Raw genomic sequence first — 16,833 nt, 5'->3', positions numbered from 1 at the left:
GCCTCTTTTCTTTTGATAAATGGATGGAAAAACGATACAGTAATAGTAAGAAAGTTGTGATGAAGCGCCATTGAGGGTTTCATATTAGGTTATGAAAGGGTAAGTATTATGAAGTTATGGATTTTTCGGGAGGCAGGAGAGGCGATAGAATGATTACTTTCGAGCATATTAATAAGAAATTTGCTGATGGTACTGAAGCACTAAAGGATATTAATTTACATATTGAAAAGGGCGAATTATTAACGCTCATTGGGCCAAGCGGCTGTGGAAAAACGACTACAATGAAGATGATTAATCGATTAATTGAGCCAAGTGGTGGACAAATTTATATTGATGGAAAACCAATATCAGATCAGGACCCGGTTGAACTAAGGAGAAGCATTGGATATGTCATTCAACAAATCGGACTTTTGCCACATATGACAATCGCTGAAAATATTGCCTTAATTCCCAAACTGAAAAAATGGGACAAAGATAAAATAGATAAGCGCGTCGATGAAATGCTTAATCTTGTAGGGTTAGAACCTTCTATTTTTCGGTCTCGCTATCCACTAGAATTGAGTGGCGGTCAACAGCAAAGAGTGGGTGTCATTCGTGCACTTGCAGCAGAACCACCAATTATTTTGATGGACGAGCCATTTAGCGCATTAGACCCTATTAGTCGAGAACAGCTTCAGGACGAGCTTGTAAAGCTTCAGAAAGAAATTCAGAAAACAATTGTTTTTGTTACGCACGACATGGATGAAGCTATGAAAATCGCCGATCGTATTGCCATTATGAAAGATGGCGAAATTCTTCAGCTAGATACGCCGGATCGCTTGTTACGCCACCCTAAGAATGAATTTGTCCGCAATTTCATAGGTGATGAACGAATGGCTAAAGGGCAAGCTCCAACAGCTGTCGATTTAATGATTAGAAAAGTAGCAACTGTGAAAGAAAGTAGAGGTCTTGCAGAAGCGTTCCGTCTAATGAAATCAGAGCGAGTCGATAGCCTGGTTGTAACAGGGCCAGAGCAGGAATATATCGGTGTCGTTACGCTAGAACAGGTTCAAAACCATTATGGTGATGATGGGAAACGAATTGTGGATGTGATTGAAGTGATCGAGTCCATTAATGAGAGCACGCTCTACCCTGAAATAGCGAAACGATTTGCTGAAAATCAACCGATCAATATCCCTGTGGTTGAAGATAATAAGCTCACAGGATTAGTTACAAGAAGTAGTATGATGCGAGGGTTAGCAGGACTTGAACAATATGATCAAAGAGAGGGGGGGAGCCTGAATGAATGACGAGAATTTTTTCATTCTATTTATTGAGACGATGCAGAATCGGTGGGATGATATACTAGTAGCACTTCAGGAGCACCTATTCCTTTCGTTCATCTCTATTGTGATTGCCATATTAATATCTGTTCCACTTGGTATTTTTATTTCACGGAGAAAGAAGCTAGCGGAGCCATTCATTGCGGTGGCAGCTATCTTTCAAACAGTACCAAGTTTAGCCCTGTTCGGATTTCTCATTCCCTTTCTAGGAATTGGAAACATAACAGCTATTATTGCTTTAACGGTTTACGCGCTTCTTCCAATCCTCAGAAATACGTACACTGGCATCACTTCCGTAGATCAATCTTCTATTGAAGCTGGAAGAGGGATGGGGATGACGAATATGCAAATTTTGATGAAGATCGAAGTTCCTCTTTCTCTACCGGTTATAATGGCTGGTGTCAGAACAGCTACTGTCCTAACAATCGGAGTAGCAACTCTCGCTACTTTTGTAGGTGCAGGAGGACTTGGCGATATTATATATCGTGGTCTTACCTCGAATAAAGATGAGCTCGTATTAGCTGGTGCACTTCCTGCAACTATTCTGGCTCTTGGATTTGATTTAATTCTAAAATTATTAGAAAATGCGGCAACTCCTAAAGGAGTTAAAGCAAAAAAATAAAGGGAGAGATTCGTTTGAAGAGAATTACCTTACTTTTACTAGGAGTTGTAATGGTTCTTGCTGCATGTGGAGGAGATAGCGGAAGTGAAGAAAGTGATCCGATCGTTATTTCTGGTAAGCCCTGGACTGAGCAATATATCTTACCACACCTTCTTGCAGAGTACATAAAGGCTAACAGTGATTATGAAGTAGAGGTTGATGCCGGTGTTGGTGAAGTGAATATTCTACAACAGGCGCTTATCGATGGTGATATTGATATGTACGTGGAATATACAGGTACAGGTCTTGAAGCGGTACTTAAGGAAAGTGCTGAATCCGATGAGTCAGCTGATGAGATTTTTAAACGGGTGAAAAAAGGATACAAAGATGAATATAATCTTGTTTGGCTTGAACCACTTGGATTTGAGAATGGCTACACGCTTGCTATGACTCAAGACACAAATAAAGAGGTAAATGCAAAAACGTTCTCGGATATTATCCCAGCTTCAGATGATTTGGTATTTGGTGGACCACACACGTTCTACGAAAGAGAAGATGGTTACGATGCCCTAGTAGAAGCTTATGGTTTTAATTTCAAAGACGAAGTGAGTCTTGATCCGAATATCATGTACGATGCTTTAAATGAAGGTGAAGTCGATGTGATTCCTGCCTTTACCACTGATGGAAGAATTGCTCGTTTCGATCTTGCGACAACTGAAGACGATAAGCAATTCTTCCCACCATATTATGCTGCGCCAATTGTTCGACAGGAAGTTCTTGATTCACATCCTGATCTTGAGAAGGTTGTGAACGAATTTGCTGGAAGTATTTCAGAAGAAGAAATGTCTGAAATGAATGCAAAAGTGGATATGGATGGAGAAGAGCCTGAGGATGTTGCAATGGAATTCTTGAAAGAAAAAGGATTGATTGATTAATAAAAAAAGCGAGATGAGGAATTCCTCATCTCGCTTTTTCATTTATGTTATTCAGCTGGTTTTAAATCTTCAATAGAATCAGCTTCAACGTATGATGGAACAACAAGTCCTGTTTTCGCACCTTCAAGGTTTACTCCAAGACGGTCCATGTTGTCACCATATTCATCTAGAAGGTCAGCGTGTGTAATTGGAAGCCATCCAGCTACCATTGCGTCAGCATCACCTTCAGAAACAGCGATGAACATAGAAGCTGCATCAAGTTGAGTTAATTTAACCTCATAGCCTACGCTCTCAAGAACTTTAGCTACTACGTTCGTACTTGCGATTTCAGAATCCCATGCTACATATGCAAGTGAGATTTCTTCACCGTCTACTTCCTCAGCACCTTTAGTCCATTCTTCTACCATGTCGGAATGTTCGTCTACCCAGTTTTGTGCTGCTTCTTCAGGCTTTGCACCTTCCTGTACTTCGACCATAACATTGCCCATGTCTTCTGGAGTCCAGTTGAACTGATCAAGAATTGTATGAGCAGAAGGCTGATCTTCTTTTAACCCCATACGTGCAAAAGTTTCGATGTTTTCTTCTTCACCATAAAGGCCTTGTGGATCTTCAAGATATTTAAGGTCGTATTTCGCGAACATCCAATGTGGTGTCCAACCAGTAACGATAATCGGTTCTTCATCATCAATTGCTTTACCAAGTTCTGCCGCCATAGCAGCTGAAGAGGATTCGATTAATTCCCAACCTTTAAGGCTATCGTACTCTTCAAGTGCAGATGTCGTAGCTTTCATAATACCAGCGCCTGGCTCAATTCCTACAATTTCGTAATCTACTGCTTCTCCAACGTTAGTACCGCCTTCGCTGGAACCTTCACTACTATCTCCGGCATTGTTACCGCCACAAGCAGCAAGAATCAATGTGAGTGACAAAAATAGTGCAAGTCCTGTTAACCCTTTTTTAAAGTTAAACATGTAATTCCCCCTTAATTTTTTGTTTTACCTATATTTTGAGAAATCCGGTCAAGCATAATTGCTAGAATAACAATGGCAAGACCAGCTTCAAAACCAATACCAACTTTGATCTGCGTTACAGCACGATATACGTCTGCTCCGAGACCAGGTGCACCTACTAGAGATGCAATAACGACCATTGAAAGTGAAAGCATGATACTTTGGTTAATTCCTGCCATGATCGTGGGAGTAGCTAGTGGGAGTTGTATTTTAAACAACTTTTGTTTTGTTGTAGATCCAAATGCATTAGATGCTTCGATTAAATCTTCCGGCACCTGACGAATGCCAAGATTCGTAAGACGAATCGTAGGAGGCATTGCAAAGATGACAGAAGCTATGATTCCGGGTACCATACCAATCCCAAAGAATAGAATAGCTGGGATGAGATATACGAATGCAGGCATTGTCTGCATGAAATCCAATATCGGTGTGATAATTCCTCTTACACGGTCACTTTGTGATGCCCAAATCCCAAGTGGTACACCGAGAATAATCGATATAATGACCGAAGTTAATACGAGTGCTAACGTTTGAATAGTTGGATCCCAATAACCGAGATTATCGATTAAGAGAAGTCCGAGTAACGTGAATACAGCTATTGGCCAGCGACTTGACCACCATGCAAGGATCGTAAAGATTGCAATGAGAACAAGAGCTGGCGGGAAACCTAGTATGGAAACGATCCCTTCTACGAACCAATCAATCCCAGATGTAATACTATCGAAAACTGGTTCAAGGTTATCGGTTAACGTATCAACAATACTATCAACCCAGTCAGCTAGTGGTATTTTAGGAAAAAGTTGCATTTATTTCACCTCGCCTTTCGCGGATTCAGTTTCGTGGCCTGCGAGTGCCCCGATAACTGCACCTCTTACAATGATGCCTTGAAATTTATCGGCTTCATCGACAACGGGGAGAGGAAGGGATGAGTCTGCCATTTTTACAAACATATCCGTGAGTAAAGTCTCTGGTGATACAGTAGGAAGGTCTGTGATTAAAATGTCATTGATATCTTTCTTTTCCTCAATAGCTTTTGCCGTGGCATCTGCTGTAATAGCGCCTAACAGCTTTTTCTTTTTATCAACAATATAAAGACTAGATAATTTTTGTTCTCTCATAAGCTCCAGCGCAACACGTGGCCCACGATCAGCTCGTAGCGTTTCAGCACGTTTCATTACGTGTGAAGCTGTTAACACTTTTGAAAGATCCACATCTTCAACGAAGCGTTCAACATAGTCATTTGCAGGATTTGTCATGATTTCTTCTGGAGAACCAATTTGAACGATAGAACCATCTTTCATTAATGCAATGCGATCTCCGATGCGAAGTGCTTCATCGAGGTCATGGGTGATAAAGACGATCGTTTTTTCCATTGATTCTTGAAGTTCAAGGAGCTCATCTTGCATGTCTTTACGAATAAGGGGATCTAGTGCACTAAATGCCTCATCCATTAATAGTACATCTGGATCGTTCGCAAGAGCACGAGCAAGACCAACACGCTGCTGCATACCACCACTTAATTCAGAAGGAAAGCTATTTTCATATCCTTTCAAACCAACAAGTTCAAGTGATTCTTGCGCTTTTTTTGCTCGGTTTTCTTTGCCAATACTTTGTACCTCTAGTCCATATTCCGTGTTTTCAAGAACAGTTCGATGTGGGAAAAGAGCAAAGCGTTGGAATACCATACTAAGCTTCTTTCTTCTTACTTCACGAAGCTGTTCAGGTTTCATCCTGACGATATCTTCATCATCAATGAGAACCTGACCTGAAGTTGGTTCAATTAATCGATTGAGTAGACGAACAAGCGTAGATTTACCACTACCTGATAGTCCCATGATGACAAAGATTTCACCGGGATATACATCGAAGCTTGCTCGATTTACACCCACAGTATTTCCAGTTTCTTTAAGTATTTCATTTTTTGATTTGCCCTGATCTAATAGCTTTATAGCTTGTTTGGGCGATTTGCCAAATACTTTTGTTACATCTTTTACAGTAATTTTGGCTTTTTCCATAGTTTCACCTCTACCTTTATTAATAAATTTCAACGGTTAAAGTTACAAAAATCACTGAAATATGTCGAAATTTACGATAATCAGTCATTTACTAGTCTTTTTTTACCGACCTATTAAGTATAGAGTGTAGGTACTTAATACTACAAACGGCGTGAGAGCTCAAAATCAGTTAATTCAGTACATACAGAAAAAACTGTACAAACTAAACGGGTAAATGCTTAAGTATCGTCAAAGATGCTAGTATATGCTACAAGGTTCACATGTAAACTTTACAATCAACGAGGTTAACACTAAACTATGAAATGACAAACGATTGGAAAAGTAGGTGCATAGTTTGCAAGACAATAGAGTTGAGAATGCGAGAGAACGTGTTATTGAATCCATCTCTAAAAATATGGATATATATAGCGTCACACCTTCTGTGGGGCGACTATACGGTGCAATGTTCTTTGAAAAAGAGCCAATGACTCTTGATGAAATGAAAGATAAACTTCAAATGAGTAAGACAAGTATGTCTACCGGAGTAAGAACGTTAATCGACTTAAATATGGTTGATAAGGTATGGAGAAAGGGCGAGCGTAAAGATCTTTACGAGGTGAAGTCAGATTGGTATCAAACCTTTACAGATTTCTTTTGTATTCACTGGCGTAAAGGGATTGAAATGAATAGAGATGCTTGTAGAGAATCCATTTCTGAACTTATGGACGTACTGGAGAATGATATTTCTAACGAAGAAAGAATGACGGCAGAAGCTGATTTAGATAAAATGTCTTATGCGTTGGGATACTATGAGTGGTTGAATAAGGTAGTGGACTTATTTGAATCTAGAAAGATATTCGATGTTATTGATAATGAAGAAAAGTAGTGGATATTAGCAAGATATTGCTTCATAAAAATTTTGAATGCGCTCTACATAATAACAAAACGTGCAGGGAAACCCTGCACGTTTTGTTATAGGATTTTACTTAAAAAAGCTTTCGTCCGCTCGTTTTGAGGATTTGAGAATAGTTCATTAGGAACGTTTTCTTCAACGATATATCCACCATCCATGAAAATCACACGATCGCCTACTTCGCGAGCAAACCCCATTTCATGTGTGACAACAACCATCGTCATACCTTCTTTGGCAAGGTCTTTCATGACTTCTAGAACTTCACCAATCATTTCAGGGTCAAGTGCAGAGGTTGGTTCATCGAAAAGCATAACTTTTGGCTCCATAGCAAGAGCCCTTGCTATAGCGACACGCTGCTTTTGACCCCCAGATAATTCCCCGGGATAATTATTGGCTTTATCTTCAAGGCCAACTTTTGCGAGAAGCTCCTTCGCCTTTTTGGCTGAGTTTTGTTTATTATCCCCTTTGACTTTGATTGGGGCTAAAGTCACGTTTTCAAGCACGGTCTTATGAGGGAAAAGGTTAAAATGTTGAAAAACCATTCCAACGTCCTGTCGAACTTTGTTGATATTCGTCTTAGGATCAGCTATGTTGTGGCCATTTACGATCACACTACCACCAGTTATTTCTTCTAATTTATTTAAACACCGAAGAAAGGTACTTTTACCTGAGCCAGAAGGACCAACGACGCATACAACCTCTTTTTCTTTTAAGTCTGTATTAATATTCTTAAGTACTTCTAAATCTCCGAACGATTTCTTTAGATCTTTTACTTGGATGATGCTCATTGTTGCTCCTATCTCCTCTCGTTCTACATTCTTCCTTCGTTTGGAAGGGTTTGCCGATAAATTCTATTATACCAATCCTTGATTCATTTATAAAAGAAGTTGTTCTTATTGATAGAAAACCAGGGATTGTTAGCTGTTGTACTATAACCAGCATTCTTTTATAATAGTTAGTGAAAGCGTTTGCGCAAATTGAGGAATTATCTTTTTCTAGGAGGATGCAGCATGGCACAGCAGTGGTGGAAGGAAAGCGTTGTTTATCAAATATATCCTCGAAGTTTTAACGATAGTAACGGTGATGGCATCGGCGATATTAAGGGAATTACGGAAAAGCTCGATTATTTAAAGGAGTTAGGAATAGATGTCGTTTGGCTCTCACCAGTGTATCAGTCACCGAATGATGATAATGGATATGATATAAGTGATTATCGAAACATTATGGATGAGTTCGGTACGATGGAAGATTGGAATGAGATGTTAGAAGAGATGCACAATAGAGGGATTCGTCTAGTTATGGATCTCGTTGTTAATCATTCTTCTGATGAGCACAAATGGTTTTCTGAAGCGAGGAAATCGAAGGATAATCCATATCGTGATTACTATATATGGCGAGAAGGAAAAGGGGATCAGCCGCCTAACAATTGGGGCTCCTTTTTCGGTGGGTCTGCATGGCAGTACGATGAGGAGAGTCTGGAATATTTTCTTCATCTTTTTTCAAGGAAGCAGCCTGACTTAAACTGGGAAAATGAAAAATTGAGAGAAGAAGTCTATGATCTGATGAAATTCTGGCTAGATAAAGGGGTGGATGGATTCAGAATGGACGTCATTAATTTGATTTCCAAAACCCCTGGTTTACCGGATGCCGAAGTAACCGCAGATTCTCCTTATCAATGGGGAGGAGAGCATTTTGTAAATGGACCTAAATTTATTGATTATATGAATGAAATGAATGAAAAGGTTTTGAAGAAATTCGATGCTATGACTGTTGGTGAAATGCCAATGGCGACACCTGAGGATGGAAAAAGGTACACAAATGAAGACACCGGTATTGTAAACATGCTCTTTCAATTCGAACATATGGATGTGACGAGTGGACCTGGTGGGAAGTGGGATCAGCAGCCGTGGAAACTCACTGATTTAAAGCGAATTATTTCTAAATGGCAAACTGAGCTACACGGAAATGGGTGGAACAGTCTTTACATGGAGAATCACGATCAACCTCGCTCAGTTTCCGTATTCGGTGATGACCAGGAATATCGAGTAACATCAGCAAAAATGCTTGCAGCCTGGCTTCATTTTCTTCAAGGTACGCCTTATATTTATCAGGGGCAGGAGCTTGGTATGACGAATGTCTACTTCGATTCAATTGAAGAATATGAAGATATTGAAACGCTCAATATGTATAAAGAAGAAGTTATTGATAAGGGAGAAGCACCAGAGAAAGTTTTAGAAGCAATCCATAAAAAAGGTCGTGATAATGCGCGAACTCCTATGCAGTGGACTGAAGAGGAGAACGCTGGATTTACAACGGGTAATCCGTGGCTAAAAGTAAACGACAATTATCATGAGATTAATGCGAGAAAGGCTTTAAGTAATGAAGATTCTACTTTTTACTTTTATAAGAATTTGATTCGACTTCGAAAAGAACTTCCAGTGATGATCCATGGTGATTATCAGCTACATTTAGAAGAAGATGAGAATTTGTACGTGTATACAAGAAGCTATAATGGTAGAAGCCTACTTCTTGCAGCAAACTTCTCAAAAGAAACATGTGAGATGAAGCTACCTCACACACTAAGTGGTGGAGAGTTACTGGTTCATAATTACCAGGAAGTAAGTCATCACTTGCAGAATGAATCGATTATGAGACCGTATGAAGTGAAAGCATATTTACTATAGGAAGAAACGTGGGCATTCGCTCACGTATTCTTTTGTACAAGCTATCATAGGCTTATTTAGTTATCACTTTATTGGTCTTAAAAGGATTGAATTCTCTGTTTCGAGGGAAGCTATTTTTGGGAAAAAGAATTTACATGAAAAGTGATCGGTTTCCTTTTTCTTTTTGATTAAGTCATGTATAATAACAAATGTACATTTGTTCATGAGTGTGTTTACTAAATTTCAATATAAAAAAAGGAGTGTATACATATGACAACGACTCAAATGGATTCACTTGCTGTTAACACGATTCGTACGCTTGCAATCGATGCGGTTGAGAAAGCGAACTCGGGACACCCTGGGATGCCGATGGGTGCTGCACCAATGGCTTATACGCTATGGAGCCAATTTTTAAATCACAACCCTTCTAATCCAGAATGGTTTAACCGTGATCGCTTTGTTTTATCTGCAGGACATGGTTCTGCTCTTCTATACAGCATGCTACATTTATTTGGTTATGATGTTTCAATGGAAGACTTAAAATCATTCCGTCAATGGGGAAGCAATACACCAGGACACCCGGAATTTGGTGAGACACCTGGAGTTGACGCAACGACTGGTCCACTTGGACAGGGGCTTGCTATGGCAACTGGTATGGCGATGGCTGAGCGTCATTTAGCAGCAACATATAACCGTGACGACTTCAATGTTGTGGATCATTACACATATAGCATCTGTGGTGATGGTGACTTAATGGAAGGTGTATCTTCAGAATCAGCTTCTCTAGCTGCTCACTTGAAATTAGGTCGTCTTATTGTGATGTATGATTCTAATGATATTTCTCTTGATGGTGATCTTGATCAGTCCTTCTCAGAGAACGTACAACAGCGTTATGAAGCATATGGCTGGCAAGTTATCCGTGTTGAAGATGGTAATGACATGGATACAATTGCAGACGCTCTTAAACAAGCGAAAAACAATACTGAGCAACCAACACTAATTGAAGTGAAAACTACAATTGGTTATGGTTCTCCAAACAAAGGCGGCAAAAATACTTCTCACGGTGCTCCTCTTGGTAAAGATGAAATTGCACTTGTAAAAGAGAACTATAAGTGGACGTTTGACGAAGACTTCTATATTCCTGAAGAAGTGAAAGGTCAGTTTGCTGAATTTAAAGAAGCTGGCAGTAAGAAAGAACAGGAATGGAATGAATTGTTTGCACGCTATGAAGAACAATATCCTGAGCTTGCTAAGCAATTAACTGCTGCTCTAAATAATGAACTTCCTGAAGGATGGGATAGTGAAGTTCCTACTTATGAAAGAGGAACAAGCACAGCATCTCGTGCGGCATCTGGTGAAGTTCTAAACGCACTTGCTAAAAACAATGCGCAAATCTTCGGTGGATCAGCTGACCTTGCATCTTCTAACAAAACAATGTTAAAAGATGAGCAGGACTTTTCACCAGCGGATTATAGTGGACGTAACATCTGGTTCGGAGTACGTGAATTCGGCATGGCTGCGGCGATGAACGGAATCGCGCTTCATAAAGGTCTTCGCATCTTTGGAGCAACGTTCTTTGTATTCTCTGACTATCTTCGCCCTGCACTTCGTCTATCTGCATTGATGGGAGTACCGGTAACATACGTATTCACTCATGATAGCGTAGCGGTAGGAGAAGACGGTCCAACTCACGAACCTGTTGAGCAACTAGCTTCACTTCGAGCAATGCCAGGTCTTTCAGTTATTCGTCCTGCTGACGGTAACGAAACGGCTGCTGCTTGGAAGCTATCCGTTGAAGAAACGAATCACCCAACTGCTCTAGTGCTTTCTCGTCAGAATCTTCCAGTTGTGACAGATTCACATGATCAAGCATACGAAGGTGTTAAGCGCGGAGCTTACGTTGTAGCTGGTGGAGAAGATGCTGAAGCGATTCTTCTTGCATCTGGTTCTGAAGTAGGTCTAGCTGTTGAAGCTCAAGAACTATTAGCAAAAGAAGGTATTTCTGCATCAGTTGTCAGCATGCCAAGCTGGGATCGCTTTGATAAGCAGTCTGCTGATTATAAGCAAAGTGTACTACCTGACAATGTAACAGCACGTCTTGGTATCGAGATGGGCGTATCATTTGGCTGGGATAAGTATGTTGGCCAAAAAGGTGATATCCTTGCAATTGATCGCTTTGGAGCTTCTGCACCTGGCGATACGGTAATCAAAGAGTTTGGGTTCACGCCTGAAAATGTTGTAACTAAAGTTAAGACAATGCTCTCTAAATAATACAATAGGTTTTAGTTGAGAGTGAGAGGCTTTCAGAAGGCGAAAATGGTCTTTCTGAAAGCCTTTTTCTTACCAAAAGATAACCAATTTTGAATATACAGGTGTTGCTATGGAAAAGGATAAACTTACAAAGGTAGTAGAGGCCGCACGCTTATACTACCAATTAGACTATAGTCAACAGGAAATCGCTAAGAGACTTGAGGTTTCAAGGCCAACTGTTTCCCGTTTATTAAAGCAAGCGAAAAGAGAAGGAATTGTTGAAATTAAGATTCATGATCCTTCACAGGATGTGCATTTGCTTGCTACCGATCTTGCAGAAGCTTATGGACTTATAGATGCCAGAGTCGCAATTGTTCCAGAATTTGAAGATCAAATTGTAAAAAAACATATCGGTAAAATTGCAGCTGATTATTTAAATGCCACCATTCAAGATAATGATTTAATAGGAGTTTCCTGGGGAACAACTCTGAATGAAATCGGTAAGAATCTTCGTCATCAATTACTTAAAAACGTTTCAGTTGTACAATTAAACGGAGGAATTAGTTATTCCGAAACTAACACATACGCCTACGAAGTCATTCAAATGATTGGTCGTGCCTTTCATGCTACAAGTCACTTCTTGCCTGTTCCGGCTATTGTAGATCACCTTCTTGTAAAGCAAACAATGGAAGAGGATAGGCACATTCGGCGTGTGCTTGATATGGGCCGAAATGCGAATATCGCTCTTTATAGTGTTGGAATTCCAACAAATGACTCTGTTATTGTTCAAGCAGATTATGTGTCAGAACAAGAGCTTGAAGTGATTCATTCAAAATCTGTAGGAGAAATTTGTTCACGCTTCTTTGATGAAAAGGGAATGCTTATTCATGAGGAGTTAAATGAACGAACAATCGGAATTGATCTTGAAGATCTTTCAAGGAAAGAGAAATCAATATTAGCTGCAGGCGGTCCGAAGAAAGTTGAAGCGATTTACGGGGCGTTGCAAGGTGGCTACGCAAATGTTTTGGTAACGGATCATTATACGGCTCGTGCCTTATTAGAGAAAAAACAGGAGGGGTAAAAAGCATGAAAATCACTGTTTTAGGTCCATGGGGGGGATACCCTAAGGCTGGAGAAGCGAGTGCAGGATATCTCATTCAGAGTGAGGGGTACAACCTCTTAATCGACTGTGGAAGTGGAGTTCTATCTCAACTCCAACATCATCTATCTGTAGAAGAACTTGATAGTGTAATCATTAGTCATTACCATCCTGACCACATTGCAGATACAGGGGTTCTTTACCACGGTCGCTTAATTCAATCAAAAATTAAATCTGAGCTTCCAGTGTTACCAATCTATGGTCATTCATATGATGAAGTTGGATTTAATAACTTGGATCATAAGCCTTATACAGAAGCAAGGGAATATAGAGAAGAAGATACTTTGGAACTTGGTCCTTTCTCTATTACTTTTCAAAAAACAAAGCACCCGGTTATTTGTTACGCAATAAGGATAACAGATGGAGAGCATAGCATGGTGTTTACTGCCGACTCTAGCTATATGAAAGAATTTGAAACGTTTTCTGCTGGAGCTGACTTACTCATTTCAGAATGTAATCTATACAGTGATATGGATGGCTCTCAGATGGGGCACATGAATAGTACGGATGCTGCTAAAATTGCAAAAGAAGCGGATGTATCTACACTGATGCTGACACACCTTCCGCACTTTGGTGATTTATCAGAACTTGAGAAGGATGCTAAACAACATTTTGATGGTGAAGTGATGCTTGCACCTACGGGGCTCGTGTGGAATTCCGAAAAATAGTTATAAAGAAGACCAGAACGATGTTACCGTTCTGGCTTTTTTATGTTATGCAGCGCCCAGCCTCTCGATCGCTTCACCCTCTAAAATGAACACAAAGACCGTGTTCAAATGAAAAGGCTCCAGCGCTTGTCGAGGCTAAACGGGCGCTTTCGCTTTTCTTTATTCTCCTAATGTTGAGTCTAGTTTTCCGTTCATGTCCATTAGGAAGCCGATTTCTCGGCCGAGTAGTCTGGCTAGTTCTTTGGATTTTTTTTCGCCTTCGGATTTGATTTGTTCAATGGTTAGGCTTGAGTTTAAGTTTGATGCTCCTACGACGACAGGGATTTCACCTTTTTCGTAATAAACGATTTTCATATTGCTCCTCCTCAAAGTACGTTTGTTTACAATATTCGTAGAGCGAAAGCGGGGAAAGGGTAGTGTAGGCGGGGTTTTTCGTTCTTTAGTCAGGGTGTCATAAGTATCAGGTTTTGATTCCTTACTGATATTTCATTAGAATAGAAGAAGAATATACAGGAGGTAAGGCTATGCTTTATATAGATAATGAAAATATCATGGATGCGGGGCTTAATCTGGCAATTGAGGAATACATTTTGAAGGAGCTTGATCCTGAGGAAACCTACTTGTTGTTTTACTCGATGAATCCGACAGTGATTGTAGGGAAAAACCAGAACACTATTGAGCAGATTGATACGAGTTATATACGCGAAAATAACGTGGATGTGATCCGTCGTCTTTCTGGTGGTGGGGCCGTCTATAATGATCAGGGTAATTTAAGTTTTAGTATTATTACAAAGGATGATGGAAACAGCTTTCATAACTATAAGAAATTTACGGATCCGGTTGTGAAGGCTCTTGGTAAGCTTGGTGTCGACGCAGAGCTAAGTGGACGAAATGATTTGCTCGTGAATGGCAAGAAAATTTCAGGTAATGCGCAGTTTTCGACAAAAGGTAGAATGTATAGTCATGGTACGCTCATGTTTAATGTCAACTTAGAGAATGTCGTAAAAGCACTTAAAGTTAACAAAGAAAAAATCGAGTCGAAAGGGATTAAATCGATTCGAAGTCGTGTTACGAATATTAGCGAGCATATGGATCGGGAGATGACGCGAGAAGAGTTTAAACAAACGCTCCTTCAGTATATTTTCGAAGAGAAAGAGGAGATCCCATCTTATAATCTGAAGGAAAAGGATTGGGAGGCGATTCACAAAATTGCTGAAGAGCGCTATAAAAACTGGAACTGGAATTATGGTCGATCGCCGAAGTTTAATGTTCAGCACTCCAAACGCTTTCCAATTGGTTCGATTGATGTTCGACTTGAAGTTAAAAAAGGATACATCGAACAGGCTACCATTTTTGGAGATTTCTTTGGTGTTGGTGATGTAAAAGAACTTGAAAACAAATTAGTTGGTGTTCGCTATGAACCTGGTTCATTGGAAGAAGCACTTCAACATTTAGATGTTTCTCATTATTTTGGGAAAATAACAAAAGAAGAGTTTATCGATCTTCTTTATTAGATGAAAGAAGCTGGGAGACCAGCTTCTTAATTTTTTTATTTCCTGTGAGATTGGCTATCTAACTAGCTTAATAAAATAAGGGAGTATTAGTTTTTATCACGATCTTTCCAAAAAAAACACTTTTGCTGTTGTGATTAAAATTATGAACTTTACTCTGTTCCCCTTGCTACTGAAATTTTCTTCCAATATAATATATTTAGAAAATTAAAAATGAATGATTACTCATTCACATAGGAGGAGAGCGAATGAATTTATCTCAGCAATTAACAGAGACAGCTGCCACTTATCCTGAGAAACAAGCATACATTTATCAAGATAATGCTGTATCTTACAAAGAGTTTGAGCATAAGGTTTCTATGTTTGCTGCGAATTTATCGGCAGAAGGAGTAAAGAAAGACGATCATGTTGCCCTTATTTTAGGAAACTCGCCGGAATTTCTAATTAGTTATTACGGTGCATTAAGAGCGGGTGCAGTCATCATTCCAATCAATCCTATCTATACCCCTGATGAAATCGGCTATCTCCTTCATAATGGAGATGTGAAAGCAATCGTGACGTTAGAGCAGGCACTACCTCTCGTTGAAAAAATGGCCGATCAACTTTCTGGTGTAGGTCTTGTTGTTTATATTGGAGAGGGAACAGAAAGTAGAATGATTTCAAACACCAAATTGAAAACGTTTACAAACATGCTTGAAGATCAAGGTAAGTTATTACCGGAAATAACCATTAATGAAGATGATCTTGCTGTTATCCTTTATACATCCGGTACTACCGGAAAACCAAAAGGTGCAATGCTTACCCATAGGAATATATTTAGCAATGCATCAGATACAGGATCATATCTCCAAATCTCCTCACAGGATGTGGTGATTACAGCCCTTCCGATGTTTCATGTATTCTGCATGACTGTTTCAATGAATGCACCGCTTATATCAGGCGGAACCATTGTCATCCTTCCTAAGTTCAGTCCTCAAGAAGTTTTTCGTGTTGCTGAGAAATACAAAGCAACAATTTTTGCTGGTGTACCAACAATGTATAATTTCCTCTATCAATATCCTGAAGGCCGTGCTGACTACTTTCAACATATGCGTATTTGTATTTCTGGAGGGTCATCCTTGCCTGTCGCCCTTCTTCACCGTTTTGAAGAAAAGTTTAATGTCCGCATTTCTGAGGGATATGGGTTATCAGAAGCGGCTCCCGTAACGTGCTTCAATCCATTAGACCGACCTAGGAAAGCTGGTTCAATCGGTCGGAACATCACTAATGTCGAAAACAAAGTAGTTGATGAACTTGGACAAGAACTTTCGGTAGGGATGGTTGGTGAACTGGCAGTTAAGGGACCTAACGTGATGAAGGGGTACTATAAAATGCCGGAGGATACAGCCGTTACCCTTAAAGAAGGGTGGCTATTTACAGGCGATTTAGCAAGAATGGATGAAGAAGGGTACTTCTATATAGTGGATCGCAAAAAAGATATGGTAATCGTCGGAGGTTACAACGTTTATCCAAGAGAAGTAGAGGAGGTTCTTTACAAGCACCCAGAAATTGTAGAGGCTGCAGTTGTCGGGATACCTGATCCGAATTTTGGGGAAGCTGTGCAGGCTTTTGTTGTAACGAAGCAAAAGATTTCAGAAGAAGAAGTTATGAGCTTTTGCAAAGAACATTTAGCGAAATATAAGTGTCCCACGACAATCGAATTCATTGAAGAACTTCCGAAAAATACGACTGGGAAAATTCTGAGAAAAGCCCTTAGAAAACAAATAAACGTCTAAACAAAAAAGCTGATCCTATTGGGATCAGCTTT

The 16,833-nt window shown here is 39.9% G+C and carries 15 protein-coding genes; 10 read left to right on the top strand and 5 right to left on the bottom strand.

Going from position 1 to position 16,833, the window contains the following annotated elements; all coding sequences use genetic code 11:
• Positions 1-149: 149 nt before the first annotated feature.
• The 3 genes from ABVF21_RS18155 to ABVF21_RS18145 are packed head-to-tail and all read left to right on the top strand — an operon-like array spanning position 150 to position 2,858.
• Positions 150-1,289, top strand: a complete 1,140-nt coding sequence (locus ABVF21_RS18155; protein WP_303533110.1) for an ABC transporter ATP-binding protein — start codon at positions 150-152, stop codon at positions 1,287-1,289.
• Positions 1,282-1,944: an ABC transporter permease gene (locus tag ABVF21_RS18150; protein WP_194219978.1), complete on the top strand. Its 663-nt coding sequence runs from the start codon at positions 1,282-1,284 to the stop codon at positions 1,942-1,944. The genes ABVF21_RS18155 and ABVF21_RS18150 overlap by 8 nt, the downstream gene beginning before the upstream one ends.
• Before the next feature lie 14 nt (positions 1,945-1,958).
• Positions 1,959-2,858 (top strand): glycine betaine ABC transporter substrate-binding protein, encoded by a 900-nt coding sequence (locus ABVF21_RS18145; RefSeq protein ID WP_226616095.1) that lies wholly within the window; start codon positions 1,959-1,961, stop codon positions 2,856-2,858.
• 47 nt (positions 2,859-2,905) lie between these two features.
• Here ABVF21_RS18145 and ABVF21_RS18140 read toward each other — a convergent pair whose 3' ends face one another.
• The 3 genes from ABVF21_RS18140 to ABVF21_RS18130 are packed head-to-tail and all read right to left on the bottom strand — an operon-like array spanning position 2,906 to position 5,883.
• The gene (locus ABVF21_RS18140; RefSeq protein ID WP_371018721.1) at positions 2,906-3,829 is read right to left on the bottom strand and encodes a glycine betaine ABC transporter substrate-binding protein; all 924 of its coding nucleotides are present in this window, start codon (positions 3,827-3,829) and stop codon (positions 2,906-2,908) included.
• Positions 3,830-3,840: 11 nt separating this feature from the next.
• On the bottom strand, positions 3,841-4,674 hold the full coding sequence (gene choW / locus ABVF21_RS18135) for a choline ABC transporter permease subunit (RefSeq protein WP_194220255.1): 834 nt from the start codon (positions 4,672-4,674) through the stop codon (positions 3,841-3,843).
• The gene (locus ABVF21_RS18130) at positions 4,675-5,883 is read right to left on the bottom strand and encodes a quaternary amine ABC transporter ATP-binding protein (RefSeq protein WP_303533102.1); all 1,209 of its coding nucleotides are present in this window, start codon (positions 5,881-5,883) and stop codon (positions 4,675-4,677) included.
• A 325-nt stretch (positions 5,884-6,208) separates the two neighbouring features.
• Between ABVF21_RS18130 and ABVF21_RS18125 the strand changes: the two genes are divergently transcribed.
• Complete coding sequence (locus ABVF21_RS18125) at positions 6,209-6,748, top strand: GbsR/MarR family transcriptional regulator (RefSeq protein WP_308809528.1); 540 nt, start codon at positions 6,209-6,211, stop codon at positions 6,746-6,748.
• 86 nt (positions 6,749-6,834) lie between these two features.
• Here the strand turns inward: ABVF21_RS18125 and ABVF21_RS18120 are convergent, their stop codons facing one another.
• Positions 6,835-7,563: an amino acid ABC transporter ATP-binding protein gene (locus tag ABVF21_RS18120; protein ID WP_371018720.1), complete on the bottom strand. Its 729-nt coding sequence runs from the start codon at positions 7,561-7,563 to the stop codon at positions 6,835-6,837.
• Between the two features lie 222 nt (positions 7,564-7,785).
• Here ABVF21_RS18120 and ABVF21_RS18115 point away from each other — a divergent pair, with 222 nt between their 5' ends.
• From ABVF21_RS18115 to ABVF21_RS18100, 4 genes are all read left to right on the top strand, one after another.
• On the top strand, positions 7,786-9,459 hold the full coding sequence (locus ABVF21_RS18115) for an alpha-glucosidase (RefSeq protein WP_371018719.1): 1,674 nt from the start codon (positions 7,786-7,788) through the stop codon (positions 9,457-9,459).
• Positions 9,460-9,708: 249 nt separating this feature from the next.
• Positions 9,709-11,709, top strand: coding sequence for a transketolase (tkt, locus tag ABVF21_RS18110; protein ID WP_371018718.1), 2,001 nt, complete (start codon positions 9,709-9,711; stop codon positions 11,707-11,709).
• Positions 11,710-11,818: 109 nt separating this feature from the next.
• Positions 11,819-12,769 carry a sugar-binding transcriptional regulator gene (locus ABVF21_RS18105; RefSeq protein WP_371018717.1) on the top strand — a complete coding sequence of 317 codons (951 nt, stop codon included), beginning with the start codon at positions 11,819-11,821 and terminating at the stop codon, positions 12,767-12,769.
• 5 nt (positions 12,770-12,774) lie between these two features.
• Positions 12,775-13,515, top strand: coding sequence for an MBL fold metallo-hydrolase (locus ABVF21_RS18100; protein ID WP_371018716.1), 741 nt, complete (start codon positions 12,775-12,777; stop codon positions 13,513-13,515).
• 159 nt (positions 13,516-13,674) lie between these two features.
• Here the strand turns inward: ABVF21_RS18100 and ABVF21_RS18095 are convergent, their stop codons facing one another.
• Entirely contained in the window at positions 13,675-13,869 is a 195-nt protein-coding gene (locus tag ABVF21_RS18095; protein ID WP_303533091.1) for a hypothetical protein, read from the bottom strand.
• Between the two features lie 170 nt (positions 13,870-14,039).
• Here ABVF21_RS18095 and ABVF21_RS18090 point away from each other — a divergent pair, with 170 nt between their 5' ends.
• Positions 14,040-15,029, top strand: a complete 990-nt coding sequence (locus ABVF21_RS18090) for a lipoate--protein ligase (protein WP_303533089.1) — start codon at positions 14,040-14,042, stop codon at positions 15,027-15,029.
• A gap of 245 nt (positions 15,030-15,274) precedes the next feature.
• Positions 15,275-16,801: a fatty acid--CoA ligase family protein gene (locus tag ABVF21_RS18085; protein ID WP_371018715.1), complete on the top strand. Its 1,527-nt coding sequence runs from the start codon at positions 15,275-15,277 to the stop codon at positions 16,799-16,801.
• Positions 16,802-16,833: the final 32 nt, after the last annotated feature.

This window comes from Pseudalkalibacillus sp. JSM 102089 (assembly GCF_041366475.1).
Classification (GTDB): domain Bacteria; phylum Bacillota; class Bacilli; order Bacillales; family Guptibacillaceae; genus Guptibacillus; species Guptibacillus hwajinpoensis_B.
This window is presented reverse-complemented; position numbering and strand designations above follow the sequence as displayed.